18 protein-coding genes are annotated in these 21,171 nt (G+C 39.3%); 6 read left to right on the plus strand and 12 right to left on the minus strand.

Annotated features, from left to right (window positions below):
• Positions 1–503: 503 nt before the first annotated feature.
• From MWU84_RS08115 to rlmB, 5 genes are all read left to right on the plus strand, one after another.
• Positions 504–3,665 carry a SusC/RagA family TonB-linked outer membrane protein gene (locus tag MWU84_RS08115; protein WP_246900432.1) on the plus strand — a complete coding sequence of 1,054 codons (3,162 nt, stop codon included), beginning with the start codon at positions 504–506 and terminating at the stop codon, positions 3,663–3,665.
• 11 nt (positions 3,666–3,676) lie between these two features.
• Positions 3,677–5,377, plus strand: a complete 1,701-nt coding sequence (locus tag MWU84_RS08120; protein ID WP_246900434.1) for a SusD/RagB family nutrient-binding outer membrane lipoprotein — start codon at positions 3,677–3,679, stop codon at positions 5,375–5,377.
• Between the two features lie 17 nt (positions 5,378–5,394).
• Positions 5,395–6,315 carry a hypothetical protein gene (locus MWU84_RS08125; protein ID WP_246900437.1) on the plus strand — a complete coding sequence of 307 codons (921 nt, stop codon included), beginning with the start codon at positions 5,395–5,397 and terminating at the stop codon, positions 6,313–6,315.
• A gap of 118 nt (positions 6,316–6,433) precedes the next feature.
• A complete protein-coding gene (locus MWU84_RS08130; RefSeq protein ID WP_246900439.1) occupies positions 6,434–7,897 on the plus strand; it encodes an aryl-sulfate sulfotransferase in 1,464 nt (487 codons plus the stop codon).
• Between the two features lie 63 nt (positions 7,898–7,960).
• Complete coding sequence (gene rlmB / locus MWU84_RS08135) at positions 7,961–8,704, plus strand: 23S rRNA (guanosine(2251)-2'-O)-methyltransferase RlmB (protein ID WP_246900442.1); 744 nt, start codon at positions 7,961–7,963, stop codon at positions 8,702–8,704.
• Positions 8,705–8,766: 62 nt separating this feature from the next.
• Here rlmB and MWU84_RS08140 read toward each other — a convergent pair whose 3' ends face one another.
• Positions 8,767–9,507, minus strand: coding sequence for a rhomboid family intramembrane serine protease (locus MWU84_RS08140; RefSeq protein ID WP_246900446.1), 741 nt, complete (start codon positions 9,505–9,507; stop codon positions 8,767–8,769).
• Between the two features lie 324 nt (positions 9,508–9,831).
• On the opposite strand from MWU84_RS08140, the gene MWU84_RS08145 reads away from it, so the two are divergent.
• The gene (locus MWU84_RS08145; protein WP_246900449.1) at positions 9,832–11,109 is read left to right on the plus strand and encodes a replication-associated recombination protein A; all 1,278 of its coding nucleotides are present in this window, start codon (positions 9,832–9,834) and stop codon (positions 11,107–11,109) included.
• On the opposite strand, the gene MWU84_RS08150 is transcribed toward MWU84_RS08145, so the two are convergent.
• The 11 genes from MWU84_RS08150 to MWU84_RS08200 form a co-directional block, all read right to left on the minus strand.
• Positions 11,106–11,978, minus strand: a complete 873-nt coding sequence (locus MWU84_RS08150) for a hypothetical protein (protein ID WP_246900452.1) — start codon at positions 11,976–11,978, stop codon at positions 11,106–11,108. The genes MWU84_RS08145 and MWU84_RS08150 overlap by 4 nt on opposite strands.
• A 241-nt stretch (positions 11,979–12,219) precedes the next feature.
• Positions 12,220–13,656 (minus strand): DUF5723 family protein, encoded by a 1,437-nt coding sequence (locus MWU84_RS08155; RefSeq protein WP_246900454.1) that lies wholly within the window; start codon positions 13,654–13,656, stop codon positions 12,220–12,222.
• A complete protein-coding gene (locus tag MWU84_RS08160) occupies positions 13,653–14,195 on the minus strand; it encodes a hypothetical protein (RefSeq protein ID WP_246900457.1) in 543 nt (180 codons plus the stop codon). The genes MWU84_RS08155 and MWU84_RS08160 overlap by 4 nt, the downstream gene beginning before the upstream one ends.
• 63 nt (positions 14,196–14,258) lie before the next feature.
• Positions 14,259–14,948 carry a YjjG family noncanonical pyrimidine nucleotidase gene (locus MWU84_RS08165; RefSeq protein WP_246900460.1) on the minus strand — a complete coding sequence of 230 codons (690 nt, stop codon included), beginning with the start codon at positions 14,946–14,948 and terminating at the stop codon, positions 14,259–14,261.
• Positions 14,941–16,236, minus strand: coding sequence for a polysaccharide deacetylase family protein (locus MWU84_RS08170; RefSeq protein WP_246900463.1), 1,296 nt, complete (start codon positions 16,234–16,236; stop codon positions 14,941–14,943). The genes MWU84_RS08165 and MWU84_RS08170 overlap by 8 nt, the downstream gene beginning before the upstream one ends.
• Positions 16,237–16,319: 83 nt before the next feature.
• Positions 16,320–17,018 (minus strand): DNA repair protein RadC, encoded by a 699-nt coding sequence (gene radC / locus MWU84_RS08175; protein ID WP_246900465.1) that lies wholly within the window; start codon positions 17,016–17,018, stop codon positions 16,320–16,322.
• A 154-nt stretch (positions 17,019–17,172) separates the two neighbouring features.
• Positions 17,173–18,510 (minus strand): Gfo/Idh/MocA family oxidoreductase, encoded by a 1,338-nt coding sequence (locus MWU84_RS08180; protein WP_246900468.1) that lies wholly within the window; start codon positions 18,508–18,510, stop codon positions 17,173–17,175.
• Between the two features lie 53 nt (positions 18,511–18,563).
• Positions 18,564–19,361 (minus strand): DUF1080 domain-containing protein, encoded by a 798-nt coding sequence (locus MWU84_RS08185; protein WP_246900471.1) that lies wholly within the window; start codon positions 19,359–19,361, stop codon positions 18,564–18,566.
• An 82-nt stretch (positions 19,362–19,443) separates the two neighbouring features.
• Positions 19,444–19,941, minus strand: coding sequence for a VOC family protein (locus MWU84_RS08190; protein ID WP_246900474.1), 498 nt, complete (start codon positions 19,939–19,941; stop codon positions 19,444–19,446).
• Between the two features lie 78 nt (positions 19,942–20,019).
• A complete protein-coding gene (locus MWU84_RS08195; RefSeq protein ID WP_246900476.1) occupies positions 20,020–20,370 on the minus strand; it encodes a hypothetical protein in 351 nt (116 codons plus the stop codon).
• A gap of 37 nt (positions 20,371–20,407) precedes the next feature.
• Positions 20,408–20,872 carry a hypothetical protein gene (locus MWU84_RS08200; protein ID WP_246900478.1) on the minus strand — a complete coding sequence of 155 codons (465 nt, stop codon included), beginning with the start codon at positions 20,870–20,872 and terminating at the stop codon, positions 20,408–20,410.
• Positions 20,873–21,171: the final 299 nt, after the last annotated feature.

Raw genomic sequence — 21,171 nt, forward strand, 5'->3', positions numbered from 1 at the left:
TTCAAACCCCAAACAATTTATTTTTTATATTTTTTTTCAGCAACAGATTCAGCGGCTTGGAATTAGACCCTTTCACATCCTATTGCGATGACCCGCAACTGAAAAAAAAGTGACAAACTGGATTGCGAAATTATAACCAAAAGAAGTGAAACCTAGAGAATAAGTACAGCGAAAATCGACCGTGTTTTAATAAATTCTTAGCTTAATCGATTAATCGTAAAATATAATTCAATATAAAGCCTGAATCCTGTCTGGTTATTGAGATAATTACGAAATTGTCAATATATTAACTTATTTATTGAAAAAAATTCCTACAAAAAAGTCAGACTAGTGTTTTAAATGTAAAATTATCATGTATTAATGTGTTATTAATTCAGCAATATGCCCCTAAATGGCCATTTTTAACATTTTTTTATTATGCACGCATAAGAAATATGGTCAGAAAGTTGTTTTATTAACAACGATTTAAGATTTTTGCCGTTGCTAATTCAAATAAACATAAAATGAAAACAAAGTTAAGTGGAATCCTTACGCTGTTTCTGGCGTTGATTGTGCAATTATCCTTTGCACAAGAAAAAACGATTTCAGGTACGGTTACTGACCAAGACGGTCTGCCGCTCCCTGGAGTGAACATCCTAGTAGAGGGAACAACAACTGGAACCCAAACTGATTTCGATGGACTTTACTCCATCGATGCAAGCGTTGGGCAAGTTTTGGTATTCTCTTATATAGGTCAAAAAAATGCTAGTATGACAGTCGGTGCCAGTACCACCATCAACGTCCAAATGGAGGAGGATGCGCAGGCATTGGAAGAGGTTGTTGTCACGGCATTCGGAATTAAAAGAAAGCCAAAATCCTTAGGGTATTCGGTTGCATCCGTAAAATCGGAAGATATCACAGAGAATTCTGAACCAGACCTTATACGTTCCCTTAACGGTAAAGTACCTGGAGTTGATGTTAATGTCTCAACTGGGGTTGCCGGAGCTGCTAACAAAATTAATATTCGTGGAACAACTTCATTTCAAGGAGGAAACCAACCTTTATTCGTTGTAGATGGTACTCCTTATAGTAATGATGAATTGGAAACCTCCGATCAGGTTACCGATAGTGGTGGTAGCTATGAATCTGGGATATCCTCTTTGGACCCTAATGACATTGCCAATGTGGAAGTTCTTAAAGGCGCTGTGGCTGCTGCGCTATACGGCTCCAGAGCCGTTAATGGGGTTATTGTTATCACAACAAAGTCAGGTCAGTCGGGCGGGTTTTCAAATAAGAAATTTGAGGTCTCCCTGAATAGTGGGCTGTATTTTGAAAAAATAGCCAACCTTCCTGAATATCAGAATACTTACGGTAACGGAACCAACTTTAATTACAACAATGCCAATGGTTCTTGGGGGGCCAGATTTGACTCTCTGGAAACCATTCCTACCTGGGGACCTTTATTATCAGCTTTCCCAGATCTATTTGGACCAACGGTTCCCTATGTAGCACAACCGAACAATGTTAAGGATTTGTTCAGGACCGGTATTGTCAGAGATAATTCGATTAACGTGAGTACGGCGAACGAAAATTCCAATTTCAGCCTAACCCTTTCCAATCTTGATCAAGAAGGATATATCCCTTACAACACATACAAAAGGACCAATATTTCTACAGGGGGTAATTTTAAACTGGAAAATGGTTTAAGGGTCGGAGCCAATTTAAGCTATTCCGATAGCGAACAAGTAGGTGCTTTCTTTGGTGAAAATCAATACGCAGGAGCAGCTTCCTCCTTTGCAAGAACAATGGTGCTAGGAAGGACATGGGATTTCAACTTACCTTATGAGCATCCCGTAACAGGAGCACCTGTAGTTCCGAACGGTGGTTATGACCACCCTTTATGGTCCTGGAAACACAACCAGATCATAAGTAGTGTTAATAGAACTGTCGCCAATGTAAATTTTTCCTATGACTTTAACGACCACATTAATGCGAGATATCAATTAGGTATCAATAAATATGACTTGGGGAGGGTTGAAATCACAGACAAAGGTTCTAGGGCCGCTGCTGGTATAGGCCAAGTAAGAACCCAAGATTACGACAGTGAAGAAATTGAATCTACATTCCTAGTTACCTTTAATTATGATTTGGCCCAGGATCTGAACCTAAACTTAATGGTAGGTAACAATGTAAACCAAAAATCTACACACAACGTTGGCTATACCGGTACAGGCCTTATCGCCGACGATATATTTACCATTAAAAATACGGCCAACGTAACAGCAGATTTTAATGATACTACGAGAAAAAGGATAGTAGGTGTTTTTGGTGATATGGGGCTAAACTATAAGGACTATTTGTTCTTAAATGCCACCGCCAGAAATGATTGGTCTTCAACTTTACCAAAAAATGGCAACAGTTTCCTATATCCATCCGTTTCCTCATCATTTATTTTTACCGATGCCTTTGACATTGGTGGTGATATACTGAACTACGGTAAAATTAGAGGGGGTTGGGCCAACGTTGGCCGTGATGCCGATGCATATCAAATCAACAAGGTATATGGCCTAGGCGACGTATATGCAGGACAACCTGTTGTATTTTTACCAACCACCTTGGGAAACCCCGACTTGGTTCCTGAAAACACAGAGGAATTTGAAATTGGCGCCGATCTAGAGTTTTTGAATAGACGCTTTATGATAGATTTCACTTGGTACCAGAAGACCACGACCGACTTGATTTCTGAAGTAAATGTTCCGACATCTACAGGTTACACCTCATTCTTGACCAATATTGGTGAAATGGAAAACAAGGGAGTTGAAATTGGATTGACACTGATACCCGTTAGAACCGAAAACTTTAGCTGGACATCCTTTACTTCCTTTACCAAAAACAGAAATGAGGTTAAAGAATTGATTGATGGATTGGAAAGATTTCCAATTGATGTTAATCAAATTGCCTATGTACAAAAAGGACAGCCTTTTGGTGTCTTTTACGGAACGGCATTTGCAAGGGATGAAGAGGGCAACTATCTTATCGAAGAAGGTGGCGGTGGTATTCTACAAGCCACATCAGATGCGGTAATAGGAGATCCGACCCCCGATTTTAAAATCGGGTTCACCAACACCCTTAAATATAAAACTCTAAGCCTGAGAGCTCAGGTCGATTGGAAAGAAGGAGGGGATTTTTCATCATCAGGTTTGGCAGCACTACTGGGTAGAGGAGTAACCAAGGATACCGAAGACAGGGAACGCACCTTTATAATTCCTGGCTTTTATGGCAACCCAACCACAGGGGAAGCCATTCTTGATGGTTCTGGAAACAAAATTCCCAACACCACACAAATTACAATGAACAACCTGTATTTCTCGCCTACCACCAATAGTAATACCTTTGGTATTAACACAGTAGATGAGGGCACCATTTATGATGGTACCGTGTTTAGGTTAAGGGAAGTTGCCTTGGCATACGATTTACCTAAAAAGTTTCTTGAGAAAACATTTATTGGTTCTTTATCCATCGCCCTAATTGGTAATAATCTTTGGTATTTTGCACCAAATGTACCTAAGTACACCAATTACGACCCCGACGTAAATGCCTATGGAGCATCCAACTTACAAGGCATTGAAACTCAATCTGCGCCAAGTTCCAAAAGATATGGTTTTAAGATTAATGTAACATTTTAATAAAAAGAACTATGAAAAATATATTCAAAATAAATCTGAAAGGCCGTGCCATGTTCGCCGCAGCATTGGTATCCTTACTTTTCTATAATTGTAGTGACTATTTGGATGTGAATACAGATCCCAATAACCCTACGGTAGCACCCTTGGATCAGTTATTGACCAATATTGAAACTAATTTTAACGATATCACTGAATTTGAATTTTTTTCGGCAGAAATACTTTCTTCCTATGTACACCAATTTACATTTCGTGAGGAACAAGATCAATATGGTACAAGGCAAGATAATTCCAATATACAGAATACATGGGACAATGCTTATTCCGTATTTGGCGAAACCGACATCATCATTAACCAAGGGACCGAGGAAAATGAAATGATCATGGTAGGTATGGCGAAAATTATCAAAGCATATACAGCAACCATTATTGTGAATATATGGGGTGATGCTCCATTTACAGAAGCCGCCCAATTGGCAAATGGTTTAGTGAGCCCTGTTTTCGACAAGCAAGAAGATATCTATCAAAACGCGCTGACATTAATTGATGAAGGCATTGCAAACATAAATAGTGGCCAAGGTCTAAACCCTGGTACCCAGGATCTGTTTTATGGTGGTAGCATATCTCAATGGAATAGGTTTGCCAATACCCTTAAATTAAAGCTCTATAATGAAATTAGATTATCTAGCTTGTTCGATGCCGGCAAACTAAGCACTTTGGTTGCTACTGATAATTTCATGTCCGGGATTGCGGATGATTTTGAATATCCATATTCAACCACACAGTCCCCTTCTGAAGAGAGAAATCCCCTATACACAGATTCTTATTTGGCTGGACAGACTGCGCATTATGCCAGTCCTTGGTTCTATGAGATATTAAAAGGATGGAACCCGAACATTCACAATGGGGTTGTGGATCCCAGACTTCCTTATTATTTTTATAATCAATTAACTCCAGGAGAATTGCCTCCAGATGTAGGGGATCCAACAACAGGTGACCCCAAGGCGGATTATTGGGATAGAAACACAGGTTTCCATACTATTAGATTTGGTAGTGTAAGTGCCAATAGGGATTTTACTTCCAGAAATTCTTCTACCTATCCAGGAATTTATCCTGCAGGGGGCAAATACGATGATGGACAAGGTGGAGCTGCCGATACCAATGCAGGGACAGGTGCCGCTCCCCACAGAATGCTAACCTATCATGAATTTTTATTTATTCAGGCCGAATTAATTCAGGCAAGCTTGATAGCTGGGGATGCGAAGGCAAAATTGGAAGAAGCCATGACCGCTGCTTTTGCAAAAGTAGATCAGGTAGTCAGCAATTCAGAAACAAGCCAATCTGTCCCAAAGCTTATTGAATCTACCGAAGTATCTGATTTTATCGATGGTATTTTGGCAGAATTTGATGGGGCTTCCGAAGCTAAAAAGATGGAAATTATCATGACCCAAAAATGGGTATCCACTTTTGGTGATCCCTATGATCAATACAATGATTACAGAAGAACAGGATACCCTGTGTTGGCAAATCCAGTAGGACCTTCTCCAGAATATCAATTGGATAATGGAGACGCCTGGCCCTTGATCGACAGTGAAACAACATTAACAAGACCTTTCCAAGTTTCCCTTTTCTGGCCACAAGCCGAATTGAACGTTAATGAAAATGCACCTGCCCAAAAAGATGCAACGACGTATAAAATATTTTGGGACAACTAATAGATAAAATTCATATCATGAAAAACATATATATATTAAGTCTCCTTTTAGCCCTATTTGCGCTAAATACATCATGTGATGATGACGGAGGCACTTCGGCAATCGATACCACCAATGGTGCCCTACCCGATTTTAAAATGGTAGCTGGAAGCCCTGATTTTATTGACCTTACAGGAATAGCAAATCTAAACTTACAATTTACCGTTGGTGTAGGCGTAGGAGAGCCTACATCCTTCGACCTAAAGGCGTACTACCTTACTGTAGATGGCGAATTGTACGGGCCAATTACTCTGGATGCAGGTGTCACCGAATTTCCTAAGGAGTATTCATTTAGTGGGACCCAAATTATAGCCGCCTTTTCAGAACTAAATAGTGCTGCTGATGTACAGGTAGGAGATGTCCTGAAATTTTTCACCTCTTATACGTTTGCAGATGGTTCCAAACTAGAAGTTCTTAATAGCAAAGGAGAACCCAATTATTATGCCGCGGATTTCAACGCTTTCCCAGATTTCACGGTAAAATTGGATTATGTTGTATCCTGCCTATCAGATTTGGGAGGAACCCATACATACGTTACCACCAATCTTCAAGCAGCCAACAGTCCTACTGCATGTCCAACAGGAGAGGTTACCGGAACCGTTACCTGGACGGATCAGGGTGGAGGTACCTACCTTACTTCCGACCTAGGTTTTGGCCAATACGAATCATCATGCTGGAACGATGGACCGGCAACAAGTGGTGGAGCCACTTTTAGCGAAGTGTGCGGCGAAATCATATCCGGAGGACTAGATCAATATGGTCTAGAATATATTTGGGTAATTACGGATGTAAGCGGTCCGGAATTAACAATGACCTGGACCAATGATTATGGCGATTCAGGTCAAGTAGTCATCACTAGGGAAGGTGGATTGGATTGGCCACAATTATTTACCAATTAAATAATTAAAATTAAACGAAAGCGGCCTTTGAGGCCGCTTTTTTTTTATTAAACTTCCATTGCCTAAATAATGGATCTATTTAATATTGATATCTTTATTTACAACGAATTTTTGACTAATGTTTAAGGAAGTTAGCCCCATTATTATTTTATTCTTGTTCTTGGTTGTGCTGGGATGTTCCAATGAAGAACCAACTAATACTACTGTTCAGGAACCAGATCCTGTGACCGGCACTGACCCCATAATAATACCAGACAACAATACTCTGGGAACCATTACATACAACTCTGAAGCATATGTTGGTTATACCTTATTTACTATCCACAAGGATACCTATTTAATAAATAATTGCGGGCAAGTCATTAATCATTGGATCAGCGATTATGATAGAGGTGGCGCTTATTATCTTCTAGAGGACGGTTCATTGCTTAGATCAGGAAAGTACGACAATCCAGACATCACTTACGGTGGATTGGGCGGAATAATCGAAAAATTTGATTGGAACGGAAACAAAACATGGCAGTATATCTACTCCACCTCTTTATATAGTCAACACCATGGACTTTACCCAATGGAAAACGGTAATATTCTATTACTTGCCGTAACAAGAAAAACATATGAAGAGGCTATCGCTGCCGGCCGGGACCCACAATATATAACAGAGGGGGAACTATATAATGAACAAGTCGTAGAAATAGAACCTCAAGGCAATAACGGAGGCAATATTGTTTGGGAATGGAATGTTTGGGATCATTTAGTACAGGACAAGGACAGTACAAAAGAAAACTATGGCAGCATTGCCCTAAACCCTCAATTAATCAATATTAATTTTTTGGGAATTTCAACCGGAGAAAAAGATTGGCTTCATTTTAACTCCCTACAATACAACAAGACTTTGGATCAAATTATGTTAAGTTCCCAAAAGCTGAATGAAATATATATTATAGACCATTCTACCACAAAAGAAGAAGCCACCACAAACAATGGAGGAAGTATGGGTAAAGGTGGCGATATTTTGTTTAGATGGGGCAATCCTATGGCGTACAATCAAGGTACGGCAATGAATCAGTTATTATATGGCCAACATAATCCTCAATGGATTACCCAAGGCTTGAAAGATGAAGGTAAAATTATATTGTTCAATAATGGCACCGGAAGAAACCCTAATTATTCCTCCATAGACATTATTAACCCGCGAGTGGATGCTTTTGGAAATTATACATATGTAGCAGGAACATCATTTGGGCCAGAGCAGCCTGAATGGACTTATAAAGCTCCCAATGTAGCTGATTTTTATTCCAAGATATTGTCAAGTGTACAAAGACTACCAAATGGCAATACCTTAATTTGCGAAGGAACGAAAGGGAAAATTTTTGAAATAAATCCAAAAAATGAAATTGTCTGGGAATATATAAATCCCGAAACAAATTCGGGCCAGATCCTGCAGCAGGGCGAAGTACCTATCAGTAATGTTTTTATGGCTCTAAAATACGACGTAAATTTTTCCGGGTTCTCAAATAAAAATATTGTTCCAGGCAATCCTATAGAACTTAATTTTGACATAGGGAATTGTAGCGAATAGATTTAATTTTTACAAAAACAAAAAAGACATGGCAAGATGTCCTTTTTTTCTACCTTTACTCCCATGAAAAACACCGAACAAATTTATGGTATAAGAGCTGTCATCGAAGCCATAAAATCCAATGAACCTATAGACAAAGTTTTTATACAAAAGGGGCTTAAAGGCGATTTGTCAAAAGACATGGAATCCCTTATCCGTAAAAACGGAATTACTTCCTCCTACGTACCCATTGAAAAATTAAACCGACTTACCAAGAACAATCATCAGGGCGTAGTGGCCAACATATCGCCCATTACCTTTCTGACCGTTGAAGAATTGGTTGAAAAAGTATTGGAATCCAAAAAGGCACCTCTTTTTCTTTTACTGGACCAACTTTCGGATGTACGAAACTTCGGAGCCATAATTAGAACAGCGGAATGTACTGGCGTGGATGGCATCATCATCCAGAAGAAGGGAGCCGCCCCGGTAACGGCAGATACTATTAAAACATCGGCAGGTGCAGCCTTTCGTGTTCCAATAGCCAAGATAGACCATATAAAGGATGCTGTATTCTATCTTCAGGCTTCTGGAATAAAGGTTATTGCAGCCACCGAAAAAACGGAAAACACCATCTATGAAGTATCCTTTAAGGAACCTTGTGCTATTATTATGGGATCCGAAGATGTGGGAATTTCCCCCTCTATATTGAAAGCCGCTGACCATATGGCCAAACTTCCATTACTGGGAGAAATTGGTTCGCTAAACGTCTCAGTAGCCTGTGGGGTATTCCTCTACGAAGCGGTAAGACAAAGACATGAAACCCCTTAAGGAGTTACATTGACTAATTTTATAAGGGTTTAGATCTAAATTAATTTCCGAACTTCATATCATCAGTTCAATCCCGGATCCTCGGGATTTTTCTTGTAGTGATAAGTGATTTTAATTTCTTCTTCCTTTGGTTCTACGGGCCTAGATTCAATAAAATTCCCATTTTCATCAAAATGTTTTAAAAATTCATCTTCCTCTTCATTATAATCCTCCTTCTCCCAATCATATTTTTTCAATATGGGCAAAGGTGCCCTTAATGTAAATGCCAGTAGTAAGCCTGTTGCAAATCCTCCTAAATGCCCCTCCCAAGAAATACCGTCCTTGACCGGAAAAATATACCACAATAAACTGCCGTAAATAAAAACCACAATTAGGGATAAGGCCACCAAACGGTAATACTTGGACAAAATCCCTTTAAAAAATATAAAACTGACCAATACATAGATCACACCACTGGCTCCAATATGATAGGAAGGCCTGCCAATGAGCCATGTTATTAGACCCGATAAAAGTATCCCCAAAAGCAAAACCTTGAATACTATATTTCGATAAAAGAACGCCAATGACGCAGTAAGTATGGCCAAAGGGATGGTATTATTGTACAAATGTTCTACGGACGCATGTATAAACGGACTTAACACAATGCCCCTCAACCCCTTTAATGTCCTGGGATAAACACCGTAGTCATTAAAATTGACTTGAAACTTTATTTCAAACCAATATACGGTCCAGATAGATAGTACCGCCAATAATGGAAGTACAATTACCGAATTTGAAAATTTGAAATAGTTACCCTCTGTCATACCGGAAATATAATTAATTATGCAATAATCTTATTAATACTACTTAGGCCATAATGTTATTTTTTTGCATCTCTGTGAAGCGGATTACTTAAAAATACCATCAGCTCCCCTCTTGAGAGGGATTTTTTTTTAATGTCACATGATACCTTAAAATTAAAAGCATTCAGCATAAACGCTTCAACGGACATATAAAACTTTATTCAATAGTCTGGCCAAGAAGCAATTTTCGGTTAAAATGTCACTTGCATATTTTCCAAGTGAAAATCAGTCTTAAAGTCCAAAAAATGGTAACGCACTATACCAACTTTGTCTTATTTTTACATTATGAACGAGCCGTTAGCAGAAAGGGTACGCCCCAAAACCTTGGAGGACTATATAAGTCAAAACCATTTAGTGGGAGAAAATGGATCACTGACCCATCAAATAAAAAAAGGAATCTTGCCATCCTTGATACTGTGGGGACCCCCGGGAACAGGCAAGACCACCCTCGCCAATATAATAGCCCATGAAAGCGGTCGTCCTTTTTACACCCTAAGTGCCATAAGTAGCGGCGTTAAGGATATTCGGGAAGTAATAGAAAAGGCCAAACAGAGTGGTGGACTTTTCACTACCAAAAACCCGATTTTATTTATAGATGAAATTCATCGCTTCAGCAAATCGCAGCAGGACTCCCTCTTGGGAGCTGTAGAAAAAGGTTGGGTAACCCTCATAGGAGCCACCACTGAAAACCCGAGCTTTGAAGTAATTCCTGCACTCTTGTCCAGATGTCAGGTATATATTCTAAACCCTTTTGGCAAAGAAGACCTTGAAGCCCTACTAAATAGAGCTATGGCACAGGACAGTTTTCTGAAAACCAAAAAAATAAAACTTAAGGAAACCGAAGCCCTATTGCGACTTTCAGGTGGGGACGGAAGAAAATTGCTCAATATATTTGAGCTTATCATCAATTCCGAAGAGACGGATACTATTAGCATTACGGATGATTTGGTTTTGAGTAAAATACAGAAGAACACCGTCCTTTACGACAAAACAGGGGAGCAACACTACGACATTATCTCTGCTTTTATAAAATCGATCAGGGGAAGCGATCCCAATGCGGCAGTATATTGGTTGGCACGGATGATCGAGGGAGGAGAGGATGTAAAGTTCATTGCAAGAAGATTACTCATATTAGCTTCCGAAGACATTGGAAATGCCAACCCTACGGCCTTGGTTATGGCGAATACCACCTTTCAGGCCGTGACCACCATAGGTTATCCCGAAGCTAGGATCATTTTGAGTCAGTGCGTCATCTATTTGGCAACCTCAGCCAAAAGCAACGCTAGTTATATGGCCATAAATAGGGCCCAGCAAATCGTAAAGCAAACGGGGGACCTATCCGTTCCCTTGGCATTGCGCAACGCGCCCACCAAATTAATGAAAGACTTGGGGTATGGGGAAGAATATAAGTATGCCCATGATTATGACAACAACTTTGTTGCTGAAGAATTTATGCCCAAGGAAGTAGCCAAAACAAGCTTTTACCGCCCAGGCAACAATCAAAGGGAAAATGCTATAAAAGATTTCCTAAAAAGACGGTGGAAAGATAAATATGAACTCTAAAATTTAATATTCAGTTCCTGCCCCATTAATTTTTCGCCCTCGTAATACTCAAAATACCACTTGTCACCTTTTTTCATAACCACACCATTGTGGTCATCCCCTTCGGCAATAAAGAAATCGACCTGGGAAGTAGCGTACATCCTCAAGGTTATTTTAGGTGTGCTATCTACCAATTGATATCCATTTGCAATGGCCTGCGCATATAATACTCCTGCACCTTCTGTCTTATAATCTACCTTTGGCAAAGCCATAGCAGGCTTATTTTCTGCTTTTCCAATGTTGGACTGAACTGGTTCCAAGCTCTTGTAGGACTGCTCTTCTAAAGTAGCCTTTTGTTGCACTACAGGGTTGGGCATGTTCTGTTGTGGTTCCGCAGTGGCCTTTTCTTCAATCCTTTTAACATCATTCTTAAAGCTCACTGTGGGGAGAGCATTATCTTGCGAAGGCTCAAATTTATACCCTAATCCTGACAAGGATACAAAACATTCCTTTATCGCCTCCGAAAAGGCCGATTTATAATCCTTTTCTTTACTAACTCCTTCCACAGTGGTATAGACCACATTGGAAAGACAATCCTTGAGTGTCAAAGTCACCTTGGTAGTAAACATGGAGGAGTCGTCCTCCAGATTCAATAGCAGACCCAGACATCTGTTGGCCATCAAATCCACAGGCAAATCATTGTCATAAACTGCCGTGAAGCCATTTTCTACAAGGTGATATTTGATCAAAGTACTCGTCTGATACTGATTCTCATTTTTAAAAGCCTCAAATTTTGTAGGAACTATTATGTACTTGTATTTGTTTAATTCAGCTTGTGACACGCCATAAAAGCTACACATTAGGATAAGGGGTAAAAAAAAGTTTTTCATTAGTTCAAATTTCATTGTTAGTGTTGATAATGCCTCCTGCCTTAAATTAGATTCCTTTATTCCAAAAAATAGAAGATAACACCCTCTTGTTGCAATTTAGACACAGGGGAAAATTTTTATAAATATTCAATAATGAAAACAAAAACTAAGCCAATACAGCTTTTGAATACAAAATTTATAAATGTCGATCGTCACGATTGGACACCTAAAAAAAAGTACTGATTGTTAAAAAAATCAAATATCATTTCTTCCCCCAAGATATAATATTTAATCCTAATTGGAAAGAGGAGTAGTGACTATCCGCAAGGTTCTTGTAGGCCAATAGGTTATCGGCCATAACATAGATATTTACGGGACCCGCCTGTAGATTTAGTCCTAGGCCAATATTACTCCAAGAAAACTTATCTACGGTGTAAGTGGTTTTAACCGCCAAGGTTCTTCCAAATCTCCGTAAATAAAAGGCAGTAAGAGCGGCTTGTGGTCCTCTAGGCCTATTGATCATATACAATTGTCCGCCAACACCATTGGCGTATTTGGTATAATCCTTTCTTTTGGATACCATATAGTTACAGTCGCAATCCATACTCGGATTGGTAGGTTCCCCCCAATTATAACGTATTGATCCATACAGTTTGGTAGGCCTAAAATATATATAGCTCTTAGTATTGGTCCCGTGGGGAACCAATGCATCTACCTCATCCACTAAATTTTGCCAAAAATCGTCATTGGAGTTTGAAAAAGCATCCGGTAAAATAACCTCTATACCTTCCACTGTAGCATTTCCCTTTACGGTATAATTTTTAACGTCCGTAGAACTATATATGAACCCTAGGTCCAACAAACTTCCGGTTACTACGGTCTGTTTATTTAATTTATAAGTAAATCCCAGGTCGACACCAAACCCCAAATCTCCCCCAAAAAACAGTCTTCTTGTTAAAATTCCAGGTAAAAGGGAACTATCATTGTCAAGAGCATCCTCAATCTCATTAATACCCGAAGATCTTAATTCCAGATCGGCATCAATGGTATTGGCCAAGATATTGTTCTGTCCCTCGTTGGTCACAAAATATCCCTTGTTTTTGGTTGATGAAAAATTAAAGGCACTAGAATATATCTTGGCCCTTGCGCCAAGGGTCAAGGCTCCATTTACCCTTTTATTGATCCCGAAATGAAACACATTGAGCATTTCCCCACGTGTTTTTAAATGTCCAAGATCAAATTTTCTTCCCAATTGATCGGCATTGCCCTCAAAGGCCAGAATAGCATAATCCTTAAACCAATAGCCTATTGCATCGCCTTCGTTGTAAATCCCAAAAGAAAAGAAATTATCCCGATTGCGACCGCGAAAACCTCCATTCAACAATTCCACCTGATAAGTACCACTAAGTTCATCCCTGGTGTTCATACCATAAATTGCCCGCTCCCTAACCTTGATGTTAAAATCCACTCCGTCTTCAGCAAACAAATCGTTTACTGTAATTCCACTACTGCCTGCCTGAAATGAAATTCCCGACAATCCGGGGATTCCTGCATACCACTGAAAGTCGGTTGACATTCCTGGATTGATCATTAACGCTTGGGGAATTTCCGTAAAATCATAAAGAATTTGCTTGTTCTGGGCAATACCAAAGATACAGCCCAGTAACCAGCTTAATAAGACGAGTTGAACTTGCCTCATTTTAAACGAAGCCTGAATTTACCACTGGATCTAAATATAATTTTAGGATCCGGGAGGTTGGACACACTGCTATTATCTCCTAAATTGAGAACACTAAGCTTTATGCTTGAAGTATTTTTTATGATTTCTATGCTTCGTCCCGTACCGTTGCCATATGCTACCTGCAATTGCAAAAGGGGCGTTGGGGCCGGGTCCACATGAAAATATTGGGTATCCAGCGTATTCCCTCCTTCATCCAAAAATTCCACGGTGGCCTCTATTTCCTTACTGGTAGTATTCTCTATTTCATAGAATACAAAACCATCCAAAACCCGATCCGAGAAGGCATCTTCACTAAAGCCATCAAAATTAAAATCTTGGGAATAAAAATCCTGCCCGAGCGTTTCATTTAACAATCTTTCAGGTGATTCAATATACAATATACTGGCCTCTACTGTGGGAATAATTTCCAAATCATCATATTGGTCGAAGTTTTGCGTTTCTACACAAGAATAGAATGCAAGCAAAATAATGGCGGGAAGCAAAATTTTATATTTCATACCAAACCTTCCAAGAACAACTACTGGTACCGCGTTGTTATAATGTTTCTCTTTAGTATAACTCTATAAATAGAATTTTATTTCACTTAAATCGTGAATCATATCACAATATTCGTGCTTTGGTTCATTATTGGCGTTAAAATGAAGGGTATGCAGTCCAACAGATTTTGCTCCTATAATATCTGCCTCCAAATTGTCTCCGATCATTAAGGATTTATGGGGTGGAACTTTTGCTTTTTCAAGTGCCAATCTAAAGATCAACGGATTTGGTTTTTTAACACCGGCCATTTCGGAATTGATTACATGCTCAAAATAATTGTGAATATTGGAGCTACGCAATTTTTTATGCTGTATTTCCTGAAAGCCATTGGTAATAATATGCAATTTATAATTGGGCTTTAAATAGTCCAAAACATCGGTAGTATTTGGAAAAAGGTGGTTATAGGACGATAAATGCTCAATATACTGATCGGATAAAATATGAATCAACTCGTTCGATATGGCATGCCCCAGAGTATCAAAGGTAATCTTCAACCTTTGGAACCTCAATTCACTTTTAGTTATTTTCCCTTCTCGATAAAGCTTCCAAAAATCAAAATTTAAAGGGATATATACTTCCAAAAAATCTTTGAGCTCAATACTGATGGAGTTCTCTGAAAAAATTTTCTGAAATGTCAGGGCCGAGTTTTTCTCAAAATCCCAAAGGGTATGATCTAAATCAAAAAAAACATCGGTAACAAGGTTCTTAAACATGTACTCGTTTTAAGATACTACTATATAATTTCTTCCAGTTCAATTTACTCTCTCCCCCAATTAATTCATTCGAAAAAACTGTAATGAACTTTCCGTTTACCTTTTTTGTTTCCAAATAAAGCCTTTCCACAGCGGAATAGGCTTCTGTCCTATTCCTGTATTTCAGCAAGCCATAATCGTGCACCGCAAAAGGATGAATCTTAATGGGCTGCTGTAATTCCAAAGGAATATCGTAAAAATAAAAAGGCGTGCAGGTACCTGCCCTAAATCCAATTTCATGGGTGTAGCCCATGGTATAATCATCCGTAAATCCTGCTTCGATCAAATTCCTATACGTTTCAGGAATATCCACTCGGTTATAACGCATGCGGGAACTACTAACAGGCCTATGAATTACATTGGAAAGATTTTTTTTCTCCTCCTTGAGCAAGGCTATATTATTAAAGGAACTGTAGGAACAGGATAGGGAAACCTTGTCATAATCAGCTACAGATTTAATTAAGTGCTTAAATTTATTGTTGTTGGGGGACACATTTTTGTCGTAAGTGGAATACTCCGCGAACTGGAAAAAGAACATCCCCTTTACCTTTTCTCTCCTATGCAATTCTATAAGTTCGAAAAAATTATCGTAGGGATCCTTTTTAAAATTGATCCATACCGAAACCCGATCGAAAACCCTACGGATCTTAAGGGTTGCCAAATCAAAAAGAAATCCGGACATACCCCTTACAAAACCCCTGTACGCAAAACAATGCGAAGTGGAAACGTCTATGATGGAGGTATACTTATAATTTCTTGGCTTATGTTTAAGATCCTTGAATTTTACCTTTAGAGCAAACAAAAGTTTTTGGGCCCAAATATCTACCAACGGCTTCTCCATAAAATCATGTTGAAAGGCCAAACTGTCCTTAGGCGAAAATCTTCCGTGCATATCCTTTACATGGGGCAAATACTCTTCATATCTACTCAGCAAATAAAAACTTGCCGAAAATATATCGAAAGGCAGATTGCTCCTGTCACCAGTAGAAAAAAAACAGGGCGTGCCCTCCCAATCAGCTACATGGATCTGTATATCATTAATCCCTTGTTCGAACAACAGATCATTGCTCCGTACGAAAAATTCATTTTGCAGAGGTTGCTTGGTGTACGTTATTTTTGGCCCTGTATGCTTAATAAAATCCTCGACTTTGGTAGTATAAGTCACCTCTATTCCAAGAATAGTTGTAAAAATATGCCGCATAACATAACTAAAGCGATGTGTAATTTTGTGGGTATAGATAAGCAACATAACTATTAACTTAGTCCTTCTTAAAAAATGCCTTGGGTAGTAGATTTCAAAAGTCCCTCCGTCCCAAAGCCGCCAACTAAAATTTAAAGGATATTTTCATCTGCAAAACTAAAGTATTCTTTTTGTGTGATGATGATATGGTCCAAAACTTTTATATCCAAGGCCTCTGCGGCTACTTTTAATTTTCTTGTAATCTGCTTATCGGCCTCACTGGGCTTTAAAGTACCGGAGGGATGGTTATGGGCCAAAATCAAACCTACCGCCCCTAATTCCAGGGCTTGTTTCAATACCAATCGAACATCTACCAAGGTCCCTGTAATACCCCCTTTACTAAGTTGACCCGCATGTAGCACGGCGTTGGAGTTATTCAGAAAAACGATCCAAAATTCCTCATGTGGCAACTCCCCCATTTTAGGCTGCAAAAGTTCAAACACGTTTTTACTGCTGCTGATTTTAGTTATTTTTTGAGCCTCTTCCCCTCTACGCCTACGGCCAATTTCCAAGGCGGCAGCAATAGAAACTGCCTTTGCTTCCCCAATCCCTTTAAATTGCATGAGCTGTTTAATGGATAATTTCCCCAATTCGTTCAGATTGTTGTTTACCAAGGCCAAAATACGTTTCGCAAGCTCCACGGCACTTTCATTGCGGCTTCCAGAGCCAATTAGTATGGCTATCAATTCTGCATCGGAAAGAACGGATTTTCCTTTTTGCACCAATTTCTCCCGAGGTTTATCATCATCGGACCAATTTTTAATAGAGAAAGAAGATGGCTTTTGTTGCATAAGCTAAAGATAAGAATCTTAGCGTTTTATCATAATACCCAACCGGAATATTACCAATGAATTCCAACATTAATTTATTAATAAAAAAAGCCCATCCACCATTCTCATAAAAAATGGCCGATGGACTGTTATAGTTGATATAAATTAAAAGCTTTTAGAAATCCCTATAGGGTGCGTCCAGTAACTTATTGGCTTCTGGTTCCGAAAATCTGGCAGTGGCATTATCCCAATGCAATGTTTTATTGGGAAAACGACCAGCAATTACCCCCAACAATATTGTTTCGGTAAGTCGAGCTGAATATTCAAAGGGAGCTGTAGTTTCTGTTTTGCCCAAACAGGCATCTACAAACTGATGATAGTGCTTGTCCCCTTCGGAATCATAATCCCTAACAGGTTCACCTATGGCATCTTGATCCTTAATAATGGATAGGTCCAATTCCTGATATTTACCATCTACAATAAGTCTAGGCAACTCCATAAAATGTGGCAACAAAAGTCTTCCTTTTTCCCCGACAAACATGGCGCCTTGATTAGGCAGTTTCTCATTGTTGGGCAATCGTAAGTCTTTATGTTTCTCTGGCGCCCCTTTCCCGTCATACCAGATCCACTTTAAGGTATCGGCCGTATATTCGGTACCGGGAAAAGTATAGGTAACGGTGTTTTTTTCAGGAAATCCGAACCCTGTAGGTTTTCTACATTGGTTCTTTATAGTCCTTGGCACATCCAATTTAAGGGCGTTGTAAGGGGTGTCAAAAATATGCACTCCCATATCTCCCAAAGTACCACAACCGTAGTCCAATAATTTTCGCCAATTGGCAGGATGGTAATATCCTTCCTTATATGGTCTTTCGGCAGAAGTCCCCAACCAAAGGTTCCAATCCAAAGTATCGGGAACCGGGTCGGCCCCTTTAGGTTCTGGACCATCAAAGCCCCAGTTCTTGGGAGACCATGCCCTAACGGTACTTACCTTCCCTATTATTCCTGATTGGATCAACAAGGTAGCCAATTTATAATCGTAGAAAGAATGTACTTGGATTCCCATCTGTGTAACCAAGTTTTTTTCTTTTGCCATCTTGCGCATAGCTCTGGCTTCCGCCACGTGATGGGTAAGGGGCTTTTGACAATATACCGGTTTTCCGATCTCCATGGCCATCATGGAAGCGGGTGCATGGGTATGATCCGGGGTCGAGACAATTACCGCATCTATATCGTTTTTCAATTCCTTGAGCATCACTCTGTAATCCTTGAAGGTTGCCGCGTTTGGATGCAACTTTTTGGCTGCTGACAAGGCATTGGAATCAACATCGCAAAGGGCTACCACATCCACCAGCTCATGCGAAGATATGGACGCAAGGTCATTGCCCCCCATATTACTGACCCCGATATGGGCCGTTCTTAAGCGTCCATTTTTAGACAATGCCCAAACTGAGGTTGGCAGCAATGCCGTTAATCCCAAGGCAGCGGTACTTTTTAAAAAGTCTCTTTTTTTCATAAGTAAATTTTTATTGTTTTTTAACGGTTAAGCGCAACCGACAGAATTACGTTTTATAATTTTCTAATTTTAATATTCCTAAACCATATTGGACTGGAATGATCCTGAAATCCGATATAACCAGTTTTAAACTTTCCATAATTTTCCTCATCCTTCCATTTTCCAGAATTCTTTTTTTCATACCAATCTTCGGACCATGGTACAAAGGACAACACTTTTTTCCCATTGAGCCAGTGCTCCACTTGTTCTGGCGTAAATACAATTTTAGAGGAGTTCCACTCCCCAACAGGGTTTAGTATCTTTTGGTCTGGATCTGCAACATGCATGGCATAATCCGAAGCAGTTTGTTGTAAAGGCTGAAGTGCAGCAGGGTTTTCGGTATGGCCAAGACTCATATTATATTCTGTAAGATCATGAATATTGGCATAATTTTCATCATCGATCAACTGGTACTCCGGAGAAATATTTGGTGGCCCGGCATTGGGTATACCTTCCTTTAGATGGTAAAAAATGCCACTATTGCCCCCTTTGGGCAATTTCCATTCTACATACAACTCAAAATTATCAAACTCTTCCAAGCCATAGATTATATCCTTTCCTCCGGTGTAATCCTGCTCCAACCCCAATTCGGTATCGAATGTCAATACACTGTCCTTTACCACCCAACCAGGAGGTAAAGCCTCCCCGTTGTATGCTCTCCATCCTTTGGTAGTTACTCCATCAAACAAGTATATCCAATTACTGTCCACATCAGCGGTGGTTTCAGTGACAACTTTGATTTCGGTTTTGGTATTGTTTTTACAGGAAGAAAACAACAATATAATTGAAAGAAAGCCTATTACAAGTTTCATGTTTATACTTTTTTTGTAGTATTTATAAAACCTTGAAGATAAAAAAAAAAATCGCAAGAGACCTAAGGTAGTGAAGTGTAATTTAAACTGATTTCAACTCCCGTAACAAATTCTCCATATTCAATGGCTTTGTAAACATTGACAAGGATCCGTCCGGCCCATAGGTCCAGAGGCTTTTTGGGCGATCCCAATAAAGTTCCACTCCATTTTTGTCAGGGTCGTCCAAATAAATGGCTTCCGAAACACCATGGTCACTTGCCCCCGTTATCGGATATTCTGCCTTAAGCAAGCGCAGGTATATGTTGGCAAGATCTTTTCTGGCAGGATATACTATTGCCGTATGAAAAAGCCCCACACTATTGGTAGTTGCAGGAGGCAGCCCTTTACTATGCCATGTATTTAAACCAATATGATGGTGATATCCACCAGCGGAAATAAAGGCGGCCTGATTTCCGTACATTGTAGTCACTTCAAAGCCCAATAGATTACAATAAAAATCCAGCGACCGTTCCAGATCTGCCACCTTTAAATGTACGTGTCCAATTCGGGCCTGTGCAGGAATAGTATAGTCATTTTCCATTATCGGAGTGATTTTTAAGCAATCATCAATCTCTAATTACCAACTTGAAAATTTGTGTGCCAACTACCCTTGATATCATCAATACTTGTAAATTCTTGCCGCATAAGTGCTGGAGCTGTCAATGCGATAAATAATCATGGGATAATTGCCGGAAGGCTTAATTATGGGCATTTCTACAGTCTTTTTCTTTGAAGAAATGTTATTGGACTTCTGATTGTCCATCAAACTACTTAGCTGATCTTTATAATTGAAGTCAAAAACAATAGAATCCGTTAACCCATTCTTCTTTTTTTTAAATGCATTGGCCTCATGCAGGCTCCAATCCTTTACCAATGCATCGTTACCCACTGAAGGTATTGGGTTTTGCTGGGCGTTTAAACTACTGCCCATTAAAAACAATACTGCACAAAAAAAGATGAAATGTTTCATTATATATTTTTTTATAGGCACACATCAGTGCTATTTTTTAAAACTCCTCGCAATGAAAACCCTTTTCAATTTGTTTCCTTAAGGCGGCTATAATAGTTTCCAATTCCTTAGGTGCCTTGCCGTACTCAAATGTTACCTTGTATTTCTTGCCGGAAAAATTCTCAACCTCCAACCACTCGGCCCCTCCATCTGCACAATCCGGACATCCCACGATTTCTGACATCGAAAAAAATTCATTTAAATCTACTGCTTTTTTAATAGAGTCCCAACTCAATCGGGTCAAGTTTTCTTTACAATCAATAGCTTCTACCTGATTATTCCAACCTGAACGGGAATAAATTACCGTGTCCGACTTTAGCAATATATCAATCTTACAATAGCCAACACACATTCCAAAGGAAGTGCCATAACCCATCTGCTTTATATCTGAAGGATTCACCTCATTTTTTTCACAAGAAAGCATTAGGCCGATCATCAACAAAAGAATTATACCCTTTTTCATTGGTTAGTTGTTTAAAAATGAACCTTCACCCAAAGTATCCCCTTTAGAGACTTTTAGCTAATTAAAATACTGATGTTAAGATGTTTATAATGCTATTTGGTTGCGTAGAATCAATTACGGTTTATTACCAACCTACTAATTGAATCCTGCTTACCTGTTCAATGAAATCGACCAAAGGGATTCATTAATACCTTCTTCTTTCATTTTCTTTGCTTTTCCAATGAAACCGACGCAGGAGGTTCATGAATACCTTATTCCAAAATAAACAGGCAATGAATAAAACGAAACAAAAGAAAAGA

The organism is Arenibacter sp. F20364 (assembly GCF_023015905.1).
In the GTDB taxonomy this organism is placed as follows: Bacteria; Bacteroidota; Bacteroidia; order Flavobacteriales; family Flavobacteriaceae; genus Arenibacter.